This window comes from Staphylococcus sp. aM (genome assembly GCF_052975125.1).
This window is the reverse complement of sequence record NZ_CP121447.1, coordinates 94,978-112,423: the sequence shown is the minus strand read 5'-3', so window position 1 is coordinate 112,423 and position 17,446 is coordinate 94,978. Positions and strand designations below refer to the sequence as shown.

14 protein-coding genes and 1 pseudogene are annotated in these 17,446 nt (G+C 33.5%); 1 reads left to right on the top strand and 14 read right to left on the bottom strand.

Annotated elements, in window-relative coordinates; all coding sequences use genetic code 11:
• Positions 1–32 precede the first annotated feature (32 nt).
• On the bottom strand, positions 33–641 hold the full coding sequence (locus P7F85_RS00485) for a stage II sporulation protein M (RefSeq protein WP_002467328.1): 609 nt from the start codon (positions 639–641) through the stop codon (positions 33–35).
• 291 nt (positions 642–932) lie between these two features.
• Here P7F85_RS00485 and P7F85_RS00480 point away from each other — a divergent pair, with 291 nt between their 5' ends.
• Positions 933–1,034, top strand: coding sequence for a type I toxin-antitoxin system Fst family toxin (locus P7F85_RS00480; RefSeq protein ID WP_000228874.1), 102 nt, complete (start codon positions 933–935; stop codon positions 1,032–1,034).
• 189 nt (positions 1,035–1,223) lie between these two features.
• Here P7F85_RS00480 and P7F85_RS00475 read toward each other — a convergent pair whose 3' ends face one another.
• The 13 genes and pseudogenes from P7F85_RS00475 to cntA all read right to left on the bottom strand — a co-directional run bounded on the left by P7F85_RS00475 (position 1,224) and on the right by cntA (position 17,402).
• Positions 1,224–2,057: a DUF4238 domain-containing protein gene (locus tag P7F85_RS00475; RefSeq protein WP_002467335.1), complete on the bottom strand. Its 834-nt coding sequence runs from the start codon at positions 2,055–2,057 to the stop codon at positions 1,224–1,226.
• Positions 2,058–2,447: 390 nt separating this feature from the next.
• Complete coding sequence (locus P7F85_RS00470; protein WP_270251683.1) at positions 2,448–3,287, bottom strand: DUF5677 domain-containing protein; 840 nt, start codon at positions 3,285–3,287, stop codon at positions 2,448–2,450.
• A gap of 65 nt (positions 3,288–3,352) precedes the next feature.
• Entirely contained in the window at positions 3,353–4,519 is a 1,167-nt protein-coding gene (locus tag P7F85_RS00465) for a restriction endonuclease subunit S (protein WP_002467322.1), read from the bottom strand.
• On the bottom strand, positions 4,512–6,068 hold the full coding sequence (locus tag P7F85_RS00460; RefSeq protein WP_046464463.1) for a type I restriction-modification system subunit M: 1,557 nt from the start codon (positions 6,066–6,068) through the stop codon (positions 4,512–4,514). The genes P7F85_RS00465 and P7F85_RS00460 overlap by 8 nt, the downstream gene beginning before the upstream one ends.
• A 35-nt stretch (positions 6,069–6,103) precedes the next feature.
• Positions 6,104–8,893 carry a type I restriction endonuclease subunit R gene (locus P7F85_RS00455; RefSeq protein WP_002467327.1) on the bottom strand — a complete coding sequence of 930 codons (2,790 nt, stop codon included), beginning with the start codon at positions 8,891–8,893 and terminating at the stop codon, positions 6,104–6,106.
• 814 nt (positions 8,894–9,707) lie between these two features.
• The gene (locus P7F85_RS00450; RefSeq protein ID WP_002467310.1) at positions 9,708–10,646 is read right to left on the bottom strand and encodes a VOC family protein; all 939 of its coding nucleotides are present in this window, start codon (positions 10,644–10,646) and stop codon (positions 9,708–9,710) included.
• Positions 10,647–11,016: 370 nt separating this feature from the next.
• A pseudogene (locus P7F85_RS00445) lies at positions 11,017–11,091 on the bottom strand (type I toxin-antitoxin system Fst family toxin); the annotation flags it as partial.
• Positions 11,092–11,248: 157 nt separating this feature from the next.
• Entirely contained in the window at positions 11,249–12,427 is a 1,179-nt protein-coding gene (gene cntE / locus P7F85_RS00440; RefSeq protein WP_002467312.1) for a staphylopine family metallophore export MFS transporter CntE, read from the bottom strand.
• 11 nt (positions 12,428–12,438) lie between these two features.
• Positions 12,439–13,188: an ABC transporter ATP-binding protein gene (locus P7F85_RS00435; RefSeq protein ID WP_002467344.1), complete on the bottom strand. Its 750-nt coding sequence runs from the start codon at positions 13,186–13,188 to the stop codon at positions 12,439–12,441.
• Positions 13,181–13,996: a staphylopine uptake ABC transporter ATP-binding protein CntD gene (cntD, locus tag P7F85_RS00430; RefSeq protein WP_002467341.1), complete on the bottom strand. Its 816-nt coding sequence runs from the start codon at positions 13,994–13,996 to the stop codon at positions 13,181–13,183. Before cntD ends, P7F85_RS00435 begins: the two co-directional genes overlap by 8 nt.
• On the bottom strand, positions 13,993–14,859 hold the full coding sequence (gene cntC, locus P7F85_RS00425; protein ID WP_002467329.1) for a staphylopine uptake ABC transporter permease subunit CntC: 867 nt from the start codon (positions 14,857–14,859) through the stop codon (positions 13,993–13,995). Before cntC ends, cntD begins: the two co-directional genes overlap by 4 nt.
• Complete coding sequence (gene opp1B / locus P7F85_RS00420) at positions 14,856–15,791, bottom strand: nickel/cobalt ABC transporter permease (RefSeq protein WP_002467316.1); 936 nt, start codon at positions 15,789–15,791, stop codon at positions 14,856–14,858. Before opp1B ends, cntC begins: the two co-directional genes overlap by 4 nt.
• Before the next feature lie 12 nt (positions 15,792–15,803).
• The gene (cntA, locus tag P7F85_RS00415; RefSeq protein WP_015364586.1) at positions 15,804–17,402 is read right to left on the bottom strand and encodes a staphylopine-dependent metal ABC transporter substrate-binding lipoprotein CntA; all 1,599 of its coding nucleotides are present in this window, start codon (positions 17,400–17,402) and stop codon (positions 15,804–15,806) included.
• Between the last annotated feature and the right edge of the window lie 44 nt (positions 17,403–17,446).

The window sequence follows — 17,446 nt, the reverse complement described above, 5'->3', positions numbered from 1 at the left end:
GTTAGAAATTCAAATAATAATCATCATTTAGTTTATATCAATATACTATATATCCATTCAGTGAAGTAAGTTTCTAAAAATGCTGCAATAAAATATAAAGGTAGCGCAATTAAGATATATGTTTTAATTAATTGAATTAACGCTTGTTTAAATGAAACATTTTGTTTTTTCTCTTTTCTAAACAAATTGCTGATTTTTCTAACAATTGCTTGATTTAATTTAAATAAACCACTGACAACAAAGCACATCGCAAATATTTCAACAACGATATGTGGAATTGATGATAAAATCACTATCGAACCTTTATGAAAGTCAAAGTTGATTACGAATCCAAACATGATTCCGGTAATTGTACTTGTAAAAATTAAATTTACGCAATATAAAAATGGAATAGGAATTAAAGAGAGTATTAGCATTTGTATAGGGACTCTAAAACCATTATTTATAATGTATTCCCACACTTTATTTAAACCAGTAGCTTTATCTAAGCTAGATGGTATTTGGTCTCCGATACTTTTAAAAGTATCAAGAGATGGACTAAATATACTAGATAAAATAAAGCTTATAATCAAAATAATCATCGAAAATACAAACCATTTCATAGTCCTTTGAACATACTGCTTATCACTTATATTTAACATAAACTTCTCCTTAAATTATTGATTAAAATTCATGGAAAATACAAAGAAATTTGCCAAATCTACTATGATTAATTTCAGTCTAACATTAGAATATCAATAAATACAAAAAGCGTTTTCATTTCAAAATTTTATATTAAATCAAGTAATTTATTTATAATAATTTTTATGGAAGTTTTTACATAAAATCACTTATCGGAAGTTATCTATCATCGAATATTCGTAGATGATATAATATATAAGTCGCCTATCTCTCAGGCGTCAATTTAGACGCAGAGAGGAGGTGCATATCAGATGGTCGAAGCTCTTGTTCACATCACGACCACAGTCATCAGTGGTTGTATTGTTGCGCTATTTACGCATTGGCTACGTACACGTAACAATAAGAAAAAATAGGCGATATTAGCCAACACCTAAAAATCCCCTCACTATTGCGAGTAGTGAGGGGATTGGTGCATATAATGCACGAAGCTCTTGTTAACTAAATTATAACATTGGTTAATGGAGAAATGCAAAAAACAATCTTTCAATAGTATTAAAAAAGAAGGAACAAAAGTTGTAATATGTATAATGCTAGAAAAGTTTTTAATTTTTCAAATTTACATGAGGATAACCAATCTCCCAATTCTTATTATTAAAGCGATTGTCTATATATTTATATTGATAACGGGTAAACTCTTTATTTGATATAATAAAATAATTTGCTGTATTAATTGTTGCTTCATTTACATATCTTGTTTTATTTTTTTTTAATATTACTCTTAAATCGTTAGATGAGTTAATTTTATCTTCTTGAAATTCTATAAGAATATTTGGAGTAATTGGAAGCATTATTTGGTTCCAATTATCAGTAGCGATTACTGGATTATCACTAGTTAATAAATTGTCTTCACTTATTGCAATATGAAAATTCATGTTAGATGGTTTTTTCATTCTTTTTAATAAGTTTTCTAGGTTGTTACCTTGCTTAAAAATTTCATTAAACTTTTTTATTGTATTTTTGTGTTTTTGTATTTCATCTAGATCGATAGGTTTTTTTCTAGGTTTATATGTAAACGGATTTTCAATTAAATTCATAAAATTAATTCTTCCGGCGTCAGTACGTAAATATTGTAAATGAATATATTGAAAAATCTTGTTTTGCATATTTTCTGAAACATCTAAGTCCTTAGATTTAATATTTTTTATAATATAATCAATAATCTTTTCTATTTCAGACTCATATACCCCTAATTTGTGTTCTAAAATATTATCAACTTTATCTTCAGTTTCATATGCATCAGTTGCGACACATACTTTCTCATAATTCATAAAAGTTTTTTTATTCGCTTGACGAATATGTACATATATCATCTTGTTTTCATTAGCAAAATGTTTCAATAAACATCTTGGGTAATAATGTTGTTTTCTTGTAAACATAATTCCTCCTGTTAATTATATCTATTGATTCACTATATTAGTTTGATAGTTATAACTTTTTATAATACACTTCGTGGCTACTACGACTACTTTTAAATAGATTATACAATAATATTTGTTAGTTAAAAATTTAGAGCAATGAATGATTTTTTTATAAATAGATAATTAAAAATATTGTGATTGTGAAATTTGGGTACACTTTAATCACACAAGAGAAATTGTTAAAGTTATGGCAACTTAAACGTATGATTAGGGAGTATACTAATTATGAGGTAATACATGATTGTTGATTTTACACGGATATCATCTATAGATCAAATTTTAATATAGGCGACAAATTATCATTTACACTCTCTCATATAAGATTTTCTCTAATCCGTCTTTTTTAATTTATTTATGATTCCATTTATTATTATAGTATTCTTCAAACGGTTGCTTATAACCAAACCAAAAATCTATGTTATTAGTAAATTCATAACATAATTCAATAAATTTTGCTACAATATAATTTGTAAATGAAGATAACTCTATTTCGGAAGATAAAGGTTCTTTTTGCTCATATATTTCTATTTCTCCATTACTAATACTACTATTTACACCTAATATATTTATAGTTTTCTTCTTATTATTACCAATAGAGTGAACATCTACTGAAAAACTTCTATATATATGTTGATAATAATAACCCATATTTAAATATTCTGATAGCAATTCAATTTTACCTATTTTTTTATCATCAGTACTTTTTTCCATATACCATTTTGCTATGTCCCTTACTTCATTTACTTTTAATTTTGAATTACTAAAAGTTTTTATATACGACTTCTTTAAACTATCAAATCTATCTTCTAAAACAATCATTTCTTGTTGACTAAAATCTCCGTCTTTTGCATTTGTTAATACCAAATCAGTTTCTTTGTATGCATTATATGCAAAATATCTTTCAGCTCTTTTGCTTGATTCGCTTTTGGATTCTAATATATATTTTAAATAAAGTAATAACTCATATAGTTTTCTTAATAGAGTTCTAGCACTACTAATAGTTACACAATTATTTATGTCTATATAGTTAAGATAGAAAGTGTGTGATATATCATAAACAGCTAAATAAATGTGACTTTCATTGAAACTTTGTAAGTCATCAATAGTATTTAAATCTTTTGTAATATATTTTTCTACTTCATTGATTACTTTAATTACATCTTCACCTTTAAAAAAGAGTTCTTCCACTTTTACCAAACCTTTATTTATATAATAAATTTAATTCAGTTTATATAAAATAATCGTTATCAGACCTACACAAACATCTTCTGTAAAAAACTTTGCTTACGTAATTTTAATAACTCAACTTTATCTGATTGTTTTTCAATAAATTCATCGAGATTCTTAAAGAAGCTCCCTATTTTTTCTTGTTCAGAATTTTTTGGCACCATCACTTTGAGCTTATCAAAACCTGACATTCGAAGAGATTTGACTGTTGATCCAACAGCATATTTTAAGAAATGATTATTTTGTAGTGACAGATAATAGTAAAGATAATTATTATTAATATTAATATCGTAAATACTATAAGCTCTTTGATGTAAGGAGTATTTCCCACTAAAGTATCTTGGTAAAAATTTACTTCCTTCACCTGGATATATAATCGCTGTTTCATCAAAATCAAAAGTGTTTAAATATTTAACTTCTACAGAGCGGTCAAAAAATTTATATTTTCCATCTTGTATATTATCTTGAACATTTTTTCTTCCAGTCTTAACTTTAGCTATTTGCATAAGTTCTTTTATTTCCCATTCTGGATAATTATTCCCATTCTCGTCTTTAAATCTTAGTTCTTGGGAGAAGATTTTTTGCATGTATCCTTTTTTCTGTTGTTCTAATAGTTCTAATTTTCGTTCTTCCAATTCGATTTGGTGGTCGAGTTTGCTAAAGAAATCACCTATTTTTTGTTGTTCTTCAAAATTAATGGGCAATGAAAGTTTTAACTTTTTAATATCATTATTATATAAATGAACTACCGTTTTACCCTGAGCATATTTAGAAAGTTCTAATTTATTCACACCATTAAGTGATAAAGAAATAAATCTTCCATCTACATTTTTAGGTGTAAGTATATTTATATCACCACCTATAGCAACTTCCTCATTTATATCAATGCATGAAGCTGTGGCTATATCTATCGAAGTTTCCCCTGATGAAGGAATTAACACTTCATTCTTCGATGCTACCTTTAAATTATTTTTATCAATCGCTATTTTACTGTATACCTTTTCTATTATCGCATTATATTTAGTATATAATTCACCATATAATATGAAAGGTATACCATTTTGGCTAATATCTTTTTTAGATCCTAATTTACCTTTCGAGAAGCAAGCTATGCTCCCTAACTTTTTCTTTTCCCATTCCTCTTCAAACTCTGGAAATCTTAACTCAGGAACGTTCTTTTGTTCATTAGTCATGGTTAACCACTCCTAATTCTTTCAAATACTCATTAATTTCTGATTCAACGTCAGCGATTTCTTTATCAATATTTTTAAGGTCTTGTTGGACTTGGTCTAGATCGATGGGCTCTTCTTCTTCGAATGTGTCGACATATCTCGGGATGTTTAAGTTATAATCATTGTCTTTAATGTCATCTAATGATGCGACATAGCTATATTTATCTATCGTTTCTCTCTTACTGTATGTGTCGACAATTTGATTGACATCGTCATCTGTAAGATGATTTTGGTTTTTACCTTTTTCAAATGATTGTGATGCATCGATAAATACCACATTGTCATTAGCTTCTCGACATTTTTTAAAGACTAAAATACACGTTGGTATGCTTGTACCATAGAAAATATTGGCAGGTAATCCAATCACCGCATCAATATAATTCTTTTCTTCAATTAAATATTTACGAATCACATCTTCTGCTGCACCACGGAATAAGACACCGTGTGGTAAGACGACTGCCATCGTACCTTCGTCATCTAAATAGTGCACCATATGTTGGATAAAGGCATAGTCTGCTTTTGATTTCGGTGCTAACTTACCGTAATTACTGAAACGTTCATCATCATTAAATTGACTATCTGCTGACCATTTGGCACTGTATGGTGGATTGGCTACAACCGCATCGAATTTTTCTTCCATAAAGGCTGGATTTTCCAATGTATCCGCATTTTGAATATCAAAGTTTTCATAACGCACATCATGTAACAACATATTCATTCGCGCTAAGTTGTATGTCGTATTATTACGCTCTTGACCGTTATATCGATACACTTTTGTTTCTTTACCTACACGTAGTAATAATGAACCTGACCCACATGTTGGATCATAGACATTTCTCAATTGATCTTTCCCTTGTGTCACGATTTTCGCTAAGATTTTAGACACCTGTTGTGGTGTATAGAATTCACCAGCTTTTTTACCTGCATTAGCCGCAAAACGACCAATTAAGAATTCATAGGCATCACCCAACATATCGATTTCCATGTCACTATGCACAAATGGAAGTTCTGCTAAATGAATCATCACTTTTCCAATTAGTGCTGTGCGATCTTTAACTGTGTTGCCTAATCTTGTCGAACTCAGATCCATATCACTGAACAAACCAATAAAGTCTTCTTCACTGTCTTGGCCTAATGTAGATGTTTCAACTTTTCGGATGGCCTGTGCTAAATGTTCAATATCGAAGCGTTGGTTTTCTATTTCTTTAACCATACTACTGAATAAGTCTTGGGGTTCGATATAGTAACCGACATTTTCAAGAAGTTCTTCTTTAAGATCTTCTCTATATTCATCATCTTCCCATGCTTCTTCGTATGTGACATCTTCATCCGCTAATGCGTCAGCCACTTCCGCTTCTGCCTTTTCAGATAAAAAGCGATAGAAGATTAAACCTAAAATATAATTACGGAATTCGCTCGCATCCATGTTGCCACGCAAATCATTCGCAATTGACCATAAACGCTTGTGTAATTCCTGTTGTTGTTGACGTTGCTTCTCTGTAATAGACAATGTGTCATTCCTCCGTAAATTAGTTTGTTATTCGATTAGCTATATTTCTCTGTCATTTCTTCGACAAATGATGCGACAGCTGCTTTAGTCTGTCTCTTTTCTCTTAATTTCATACCAGTAACTAGGTCTTTAATTTTGTCATTATTCAAAATGCCACTGTATTCAAATTCGCTTGTGATGTGTTTGAGTACATCTTCATCTATGGATTTTTGATCCGCAAAGGCATTGAAATCTTCTTCGCGTTTCGCATTTTCGAAATTAATATATACTTCGTCAACATCGTCATCTTCAGATAAGTCTGGAATAATCTTATCTATGAATTCTTTGATTAAATCACGTTTTAAGCGTAGTTTAGGGTCATCAGCCGTATCTAATATACGTCTAATTTGTTCTCGGTTACGCTGTTGTTCTACTTTATCTGATAAGTCAATTTGACGTACTAAATCCATAATATAAGACACGTTTATCGTATCGTTACGTAATATTTCGATTTCGAAATCAATATCGTTTAATATAGATACTTTATCTCCTCGTTGGGGCTTCACTTGATCATAAATCGCAAAGTACTTGCTCTTATAATCTTCAAAGTCTTGTTCTTCCATGCCGACACTTGAAGAGGTGAATTCAAATTCATCAAATGCCTTCATTCTTAGTATTAATTTAGATACTAGACGATAGGCTTCTACAAATCGTTTCAGTTCTTCTTCATCTTGTACTTGATCCATATGTTGTGGTGTCGGTGCGATCATTTTTAATTCTGCTAAAGCATCAACAAACTCCGCTTTATATTCATCATAGCTCTTCATTAATACTCGATCGGTATCTTCAGTTTGTGAGAATAACTGTAATGCGCTATCTGTTGCTTTCTTTAAATCTCGATAGTTGACGATTTTACCAAAAGGCTTCGTTTCCTTTTCAACCCGATTCGTACGTGAGTAAGCTTGGATTAAGTCATGATATTTAAGATTTTTATCTACATATAATGTGTTCAACACTTTACTATCAAATCCTGTTAAGAACATATTAACGACAATTAACACATCAATCTTATTGTCTTTGATACCTTTCTTCACATTTTTAGATACATGATTAAAATATTCTTGGAACGTATCTGTGTTAAAGTTTGTATCAAAATTCGTATTATAGTCTTGCATCATCTTATCTAGATGTTCACGTGCTGTTTCAGTTTTGACTTCATTGTCACTTTCTTTCGCTTCTTCATTCGGACCAAATGAATAGATACCTGCTACTTTTAACGGGCGATCATATTCTTGGTTTATCTTGTTAAAGGCTTGATAATACTGAATTAAAGCAGGGATACTTTGTACTGTTAAGATACTTGAATATTGTCTATTTCGTGTATATTTATCGTGATTTTCGAGAATGTGTCTGACAATCAATTCAACTCTGTCCTCAGCCATCCACACCTCATCTTTATTGATATCTTCAACCATATCATCAGTATCTGTATCTATCTCTTTTGCTTTAATCGTATTGATATAATCAACGGAAAAACCTAACACATTACCGTCATGAATGGCATCTTTAATTAAATACGTATGCAGACACTTGCCAAATATATCTGCAGTGCTTCGTCCATCTTGACTTCGATTTTCTTCAAAACGTGGTGTGCCTGTAAATCCAAAGTATTGGGCATTATTAAAATGTTGGCGTACGATACGATGCATGTCACCAAACTGACTACGATGACATTCATCAATAATAAAGACCACTTTATCTGTTTTATATTGTTCTAACGCTTCTGCATTATTCTGAATTGCTTTAGACATCTTCTGAATCGTCGTTACGATTAATGGCAAACTCTTATCATTAAGTTGACGTACGAGTTGGGCAGTATTATTTGTTTTATCGACAGCACCTTTAGAGAATTTATTAAACTCTTCTTCAGTTTGGCTATCAAGGTCTTTACGGTCTACTAGGAAGATGACCTTTTTAATATTGTCCTGTTCTGATAAGACCTGACTCGATTTGAAGGAAGTTAACGTTTTACCGCTACCAGTTGTATGCCAAATATAACCATTATTGGCCGTTTCTGTCGCTTGATGTATTAATGCTTCTACCGCATGGACTTGATACGGGCGCATTGCCATTAATACCTTATCTGTTTCATTAATGATCATATAACGTGATATCATTTTAGCGAGATGACACGGTCTTAAGAACGATTCTGTAAAATCGCTTAGTGTATTGATACGTTGATTATGTTTATCGCTCCAATAAAACATATGACTTTTATAAATTTCGCCATCATTATTGGAAATATAACGTGTTTCTATACCGTTACTAATAATAAACATTTGAATATAACGAAATAGGCCTGTGTAGTTCTGCTTACGATAGCGCATCACTTGATTAAAGGCCTCATTAATATCGACACCACGTCGTTTTAACTCCACTTGAACGAGCGGCAAACCGTTGATAAGAATTGTCACGTCATAGCGTGCTTTATATGTATCTTCCACTGACACTTGATTCGTCACTTGGAATTTATTTTTACACCAGTTAACAGTATCTAAAAACGATAAATAGACCTCTGATTCATCATCTCGTTTTAGTGGCAATTTATCACGTAAAATTCGCGCACTTTCAAAGATCCCCTTACCATTAATCATAGTTAATAATCGTTGGAACTCCTTATCCGTTAAGGGCTGTCCATTTAATTTATCAGCATGACGTTCGTTTAAAATTGTTCGGAAATTCTCTAATAATTGCGTGTCATTTTTAATCGATACCGTTTCATAACCATTTGATGATAGTTGCGCCATCATTTCCTTTTCTAAAGAAAATTCATTTTGATATGCCAATTGACACCCACCCTTTGCTTACTACTGTTTATTAAAATATATCATAATATTCGTATCACACAACAAAAATTGTAAGCGAATTTATTGAAATGACGCTATTGAGTTGAAAAATTATAAAACCACACCCCAAAGTTAATTTTCATTAAACATTTGAGGTGTGGTTCAATCATAATAAAGTATTTAGAGCATAGTAGATAACTTGAATAGATTAATTAAAATCACTATTTTGTTCATTCTCGTTGTTACTCTTTCTTACTTTCATTAGCAACAAATAAACCCATTATGAGAGATCCTGTAGTAAACATTACTAAAAGTATAACTATATAATTACTAACATCACTTTTAATTAAGATTATTAATATCAAAACAACCATTATAAAATCCACTAATGAATTAACTTTTCTTTTTAATTTTTTGAATTCAGTAGGTATAGCTTCACTAAAATTTACATAAACATTTAAAATAACACTATATATATTTTTTGTAGATTGACCAAAAAATAAGGAGAAAATTAAACTCAATATATAAGAGTTTTTTTCAATGTTAACGGTTAATAAATAGATAATGAGACCCATGTAAAGCATTATTATCATTAAAATATACAAATGAGACAAAACTTTAAATTTCTTTTCTTTGTACAACCTATTTCACAGCCTTTCTTTTCCATACACACGTACTATTAATATATGTATATATTCGCAGTTTGTCTAAGACTTGGTTAAATCTTACCTTTTGTACTTACTTTTTAGAACATGATTGAGTTGTAACCACAAATAAGCACTCGCCATGCTAGCGAGTGCTTTTATATTGTATTTTATATTTCTCTCAACTGGCTTTCGATTTCGTCTCTTTTGTCCTCTAGAAAATCGGGGAGATTGAGTTGTTGACCTAATTTATCGACGGGTGTATCAACGGTAAATCCTGGCTCTGCTGTCGCAAATTCAAATAGGATTTGGTTATGTCTATAGTATAACGATTTGAAGAAGTATCGATCGATGATACCGGAGTTAGGGTTGGGTTGTCGCGCTATTTTCTCATAAATGTCATTTAAGTCTGTATCTGTAGGTAGATTGACTGCTACATGATGTACATAGCCTTGCCCTGGTCGAACACGATGACCTTGTTGATTAACGATGACAAAGTCTGTATATAACCCTTGTTCGTCTAATGTCATGATGGTTGTGTTATCGTCTGCTTCTAAATCATTACGCTGATGATAACCTAAGATATGTTCAAGAAATTCAGTTAACACTTCTGGCTTTCTACTACGTAATTCAACTGGTCCCATTCCCAGTATTTGAACATCTTTAGGTATATCTGTATCATCATTGGCCGACCATTGTTCTGGCGTTTGATAATCATCGTTGACTAATAATATGATTTCTAGTTCATCTGGATCTTTTAGCAACACCGCAGACTGACCTAGATATAACAGTGACGTCCATTCCACATTGTTTTGGTCTAATCGTTGTTTAAAATAGTCCAATGCCGTTTCTGATGGTACGAGTAATGTTAACCGATGAATCGAATCTGTTCCCGGTCTATGCTTACCAACATTTTCAATTTCAAAAAATGTCAATAATGTACCAGGATGACCTGCATTATCACCATAAAATAAATGATACATTTTTGTATTATCTTGATTAACTGTTTTCTCTACTAATCTTAATCCAAGTAACTCAGTATAAAACGCCTTATTTTTGACCGCATCTTTGGTGTACATCGAAATATGATGGTGCCCTACTATTGTCATAACAACCACTCCTCTAACTCTATCTTTTCATCTATTAAATAGTGTTTGTATGTATTTAGCAACTTATCTGTTTTAAAATCAAATCCTATAATCAAGCTTATTCAATTCTGGTATCATTTATATCGATTTAAACCTAATAGTAGGACGAGAAAAACAACATATTAAATGCCATTCAAGCACAACTTAATCCTTTGTTGTAAACTAAAGGGTAAATTGCATTTCTATACATCAGAATTTTATAAATGATTTAATTAATTCATAAACGTTGTATTATGATACCTAACGTGATATAATAACAATGTAATTACATCGCTTAAAACGCACCAAAGCCCCTTACTACTGCAATAGTAAGGGGCTTTATTAGTGTTGACTACCTGTCATCCTTTTTATCATTGCGATGACGTAGCCAATGCGTAAATAAAGCAACGATAAAACCATTGATGATTGCGAGTATATACATCGCAATCATGCAAGTGGGAGTGGGACAGAAATAATATTTTCTTAAAAATTATTTCTGTCCCACTCCCACTAATTCATCGCTTTACATTCACTTATTTTTCTAACTTACAAATTACTTTCCATAACCTCAACACTGTCGACAATTATTTTTGTCGTATACCTTTGAATGCGCTCATTAACATCATAACTACAACAAGCATACCGCAAATGGTATACATCCAGCTAAATCCTACTAAATCGGATATAGGCCCCATCAAGCTTCCGCCTAACGAGACACCTAAATCTGCACAGGCTATAAATAATCCTAGTAGCATATTTCGACCTGCTTTGGGTAAGACAAAGCTCAAATATGACGTAAGTGTTGGATATACTAAAGCTTGTGTGGCACCAATCAATATCGCACTACTGTAGAACATCATTACGTGTACATGTGGTCCTATGGCTACAACCATCGATGCAATGACAAGTAACATCAAGACACTGACCATATAAACAGGATGCCACATACCATCTGAAGGAATGTATTTACGTAAATAAATACGTGCTAACACAACAGCTATAGCTTGAATGGTTAGGAAGATTCCAGCATCTGCAAACCCAAACTTGACTGTGTATAACGGGACAAAAGTACTCACTGCACCAAATACAATTGATACTACAATCATAATGAGTCCGCTATTAAATAATTCTTTATTTTTAAAGAATTGTGCAAAGACTGTAACTGCATTAAATGGCAATGGTTCAACCTTCTTATGCGTGTCAGGTTCTTCGCTAGAAAAGGTGACACGATAACCAAAGAATGTCGTTGTTAAGGCAATCGCAATCATCACTATAGCAAATATTGAGATGCGATCTAAATGCCAAATGCCTACTGCAATAAGTGGCCCAACCAAATTTGGTATTGTAGAGAATAATGAATATAGTGACACACCTTCTGATCGATGTTCTTCAGGTAAAGCATCGATAATACCTAATTGTAGCGACATTGAGAAGAATGCCGTACACACACCTTGCATCACTCTGGCTATGAAATATCCTTCTAATCCAGTCAGTCCATATAGTATTAACGCACAAGCATTAATCAATAAAATAATACGTAATACTTTGATAGGTCCGACACGGGCAATAATTTGGCCTGCCCAGGGACGAAAGACCATTGCTGTTAACATGTAAGCACCCATCACAATACCAATGGTTGTATTGGTTGCCCCTAAATCATGACCTCTTAATGGAATGAATACATTTAATATGGCATTCGCACTAAAAAACATGAGTGTGAGTATATATAATCTTAGAAATGGCCAAGCCATGGCACCTTTCATTATCTCACTCCTTAGAATGATAGTTGTTTGTCTATCAATGCTTGGGTATAAGCATTGGTTGTTGTATGTAAATCACGTGTTGCGATTTGTTCTTCAATTTGACCGTCTTTAAAAATAACTAAACGATCACACAGATATGTAGCGGCTTGAATATCGTGTGTAATAAAGATATAGCTTAAATGACGTGTATGCTTTAACCGCTTCAACAAATCTAATATTTGTGTTTGTATCGACATATCTAGCGCACTGATTGCCTCATCGAACAAGATATAAGTTGGATTAATACATATCGCTCTGGCAATAGCAACACGTTGTGCTTCGCCACCTGATAACATATTGGGATATTTATCTAGAAAATCTTCTGATAATCCCACTTCTTCTAATAGTGTCTTAGCTGCTCCTTCCATCTCATCAGTGCTTTGTTTATCACATTGACACATCACTTCAAATAGAATATCTCGCACAGTTTGAAATGGATGTAGTGAGGAGGTGTAATCTTGGAATACGGCGCCATTTTGATGACGTCTGACCTTCTTCTTGTACATCGGTTGGTCATTTAATGTCACTGTACCTTTATCTGGCCTTTCAATTCCTAATATCATGCGACTCAATGTCGATTTACCACTACCACTTTCACCGATAATGGCTATCGCTTCATCTACAGGGCAGTCTAAACTGACATCTTTAATAATCGGTTTAGGTTTAGGCCCCCACAAACTACGCTTTCCGTAATGTTTTTCAACATGATTGATTTTAATCATGGCTATCACCTCGCATGACACGTTGAAAATGGTCATTTACTTTTTGTTTCGTCGATAATAAATATTGCGTATACCTGTGATGTGGATGATGTAAAACCGCTTCTGTTGTTCCTTCTTCGACTAATTGCCCTTCTTTCATAACAATGACACGATCAGCCACTTTATGAATGACGGTTAAATCATGTGAAATGAATACCATCGCGCAATCAAAATGTTGTTTAATATCTTCGAATGCTTCTAACACATCAAACTGATTAATCGTATCTAATGCTGTGGTGGGTTCATCTGCAATAATCAATTTAGGCTTTAATGCCAATGCTAATGCAATCATCAATCGTTGCAACATCCCACCTGATAACATATATGGATAAGACGCCAAAATGTTTTGCGGGTCTGTTAAATTCATATAGATCATATAGTCAATCAATATTTGTTCAATCTCTGGTGTCGATAATGACGTATGTACCTGCATGGTTTCTATCATTTGTTTTCCGACTTTGGTAGATGGGTCAAAGGCACGTGCACCTTGCTGCATGACCATCGCAATCGCTTGTCCTCTGTATTTGCGTAATTGACTTTCTGATAATGCTAACAAGTTATGCCCGTCAAAATGGACTTTCCCTGTAACCTTGAGGCGACTTGGATTAAGCCCTACTAATGCCTTACATGTAATCGACTTACCACTACCACTTTCACCAATAATGCCTAATGTCTCACCACGCTTAACTTGGAAGTTAATAGCATCGACAAGTGTTGTATCTGTCCATTCATCACGAATCGTTAACTGTTGAACTGTTAATAAGGTCATTCATGCATCACGCCTTTCTTTACTGCACGCATTTTCTCTTTAGAAGAGATACGTGGATCCATCGCTACTTGTAATGCATCTGATAAGAAGTTAAAGGCCATGACGATAATGACTATGACGATACCTGTCGTGACCATCATTTCAGGATGAGTGAACATCACTTTACGTGCTTCATTCAACATCATGCCCCATTCTGCAGTCGGTGCCTTTACACCTAAACCTAAAAATGAGAACCCTGACATTTGCAATATCATCGAGCACATAGCACTACTAGAAATAATCGCGATATCTCCTAAAGTTAACGGTAAAATATGTTTACGAATAATCGTAAAATCACTCATGCCAATCGTTTTAGCAAATTTGACATGATCAGCTGACGTGTACTGCATCACACTGGTACGTATGACCCGACAGAACCATGCCCAACGTGTGAGTATAAAAGCTAAAATGATATTTTCCACACCCATGCCGAATAATGTAATTAACGCCAAAGTCACTACATAACTTGGAAATGCTAGCATCACATCACAACATCGCATAATCAGTGCATCAATATAACCCCGGAAATATCCGGAAATAAAACCCAGTATGGCACCTATCGCAACTGATATGACTAATGCGATTGAGACATAGAGTAAACTTGGTCGAATGGCATAAATCAATCGCGTCAATACATCGCGACCCAAATGATCGGTACCCAACCAATGTGTCGCACTTATACCTGCAAATTTATGTGCCGTGTCGATATGATTCGGCTCATGAAAGGTAATCACTGGTGCTAGGAATCCGAGCAAGAAATATGTCGCGATAATCACTAACGCAATGACTGCACCTCTATCTTGTAATAATCGTTTTACAATCATCGTGATACCTCCCTTAATCTAGGATTTAAAAGCGCATTGATGATATCGGCTAATGTATTAAAGATGATGAATAGCACCGCCACGATTAACACATACGTTTGTACTACTGGAAAGTCATGTTCAACTATCGCTTTAATACTCAGCTGTCCTAATCCCGGCCATGCAAACACATTTTCAATAACGACAAGGCCGCCCATAATCATTGGTATCGACATACAGAAGATAGACACTGCCACTTGTAATGCATTTCGTAAGACATGTCGCAATAAGGTCATGGTCTTTACACCACTTGCTTTTAAATAGAGTACATAGTCTTCATTAAGTTGTTCAATCATGGCGCGTCTTACATTTCTAAAGTAAATACCTGCATGGGTCATCGTGATTACAATAACTGGTAATACGTAACTCTCTGGTCCTGTTAATCCAGATGTTGGCAATAGATTTAACTTAACTGATACATAAATAATGAGCATGGATGCGACCCAATACGAAGGTAACGCCGTTAAAAAGAATGCGATAGAACGAATCACGCGATCTGTACGTTGTCCTCTCGTCAAGGCACTTACCACACCGAGACATATGGATGTCACCATGACTGATACACTTGAAATCAATGTTAATTTCAATGTATTCATAAATGCAGGCCCGATACGTTCTGATACTGGATCGCCTGTAATATAACTCGTCCCAAATTTAAACTGAACGGCTTGTTGTAGCCAATCCTTATATTGAACAAGAATCGGTGCATCGAGCCCATACTTCTCTTTTGTCTCAGCTATTAATTGCGGTGTCACATTCGGTGTACCTTGCGCATGTAAAATCGTTACAGCTGGGTCTTCATTCGTTAGATACGTCATCATAAATGTCATAAAACTCACTACAATCAATAACGGAAACATGAGTGCAATACGTTTTATTATTAATTTGAACATTGAGACGCTCCTTTATTTATATTGCATTTCGTTAAATGGTAGTTCGTATTGTGATTGAGTAAATGACACATTTTTCAGATCTTTAGGTGCAACGACAGTCATACTACCATGTGAAATAGGTATGAATACACCTTCATCATCCACTTGTTTTAAGATTTGTTGATAAGCTTTAGAACGTGCTTTTTCATCTTTAATCTTGAATGCCTCATCGATATCGTTATATAACTTTTTCTTATCTTTAATACCTGAGGTAGCACTTTCATAGCCTGTTTTGGATTTAAAGGCTGCAATGGTACTTTGTGGATCGTATAATAATCCCCATGTCTGATTGAACATTAAATCATAATCGCCAGAGGTACGACGTTCTGCAATCTTATCTGACGTTTCTCCATTGATATTTAATTTGACGCCAACTTTTTTAAATTCAGCTTCTAAAAATTCAGCTTGTTCTTTCTGACTTGTAGAACCTTTGTCATAGTACATCGTCATCGTTAAATCTTTACCATCTTTTTGACGAATTTGTTTGTCTTGATTCATCTTCCAACCGGCTTGATCTAATAGCTTTTCAGCTTTCTTCGTATCGAATTGACGTGTTGGCATATTGAAATTAATATCTGTGACATTCTTCGCAAAGAGCTGTGTTGCTGGCTTCTCTTGACCATCTAAAATGTCTTTCGCGATTTTGTCTCTATCAACCATATGTCCAATGGCTTGTCTAACTGACTTATCACTGACAGCACTGTCTTTGTTACCTGCATTGGCCACAATCATTTTCGTATTCATAGGTTGGCTACGTTTAACGTTATAATCCCCTGTCTCTTTAAGTTGTTTTAAACTATCTTTATCTAAGCTATCTGTACCACGGTCGTCTGTAAAAGCAAAGTTGGTTTCACCTTTCTTCATTGATAAGAATGCTGTTTCGCCAGCTGGTTTCACTTTGGCTTCTACTTTATTTAATTTAGCCCTTTCACCCCAATAGTGTTGGTCCTTATTAAATGTGGCCGACTCATCTTTCTTATGTTCGCCCATTTTAAACGGACCTGTACCATCAAATGCTTTGACACCATCTTTCGTTGTACCGTGCTTGAAGTCTTTAGGAGATACAAAGACATAAGGACGAGGCATTGCTAATTCAGCTAATGCTGGTTGATAGGCTTCTTTTAAGTGAATCTGTACAGTATAGTCATCTTTCACTTTGACATCATCGATTAATGTGGAGATCTTTAACCATGAATGTAACTTTTTATTTTGTTGTACAGCATCGATATTTTTCTTTACTGCCTCTGCGTTAAATTTCGTGCCGTCATGGAATTTGACGTCATCTCTTAGATGGAAAGTATAGGTCTTACCGTCTTTTGAGATATCCCACTTCTTAGCTAATAACGGTTTGATTCCATCTTTCGTATTGCGTACTAACGGTTCATAGATCATACTTTCCGCTGACATAGATCCTCCATAGACATGGGGATTCATGTCTCCAATATCCTTAACCGTGGTATAGGATAAGGTCTTCTGTTCTTTCTTATCTTCTAGTCCCTTGTTGCCACCGCATCCTGTTAATATGATTCCTGAAGCTAGTAAAACTGCACTCATTTTTGTTAGTTTATTCATTATTTTTCCTCTTTCTTTATGGATTGAAAAATGTGTTGCCATGT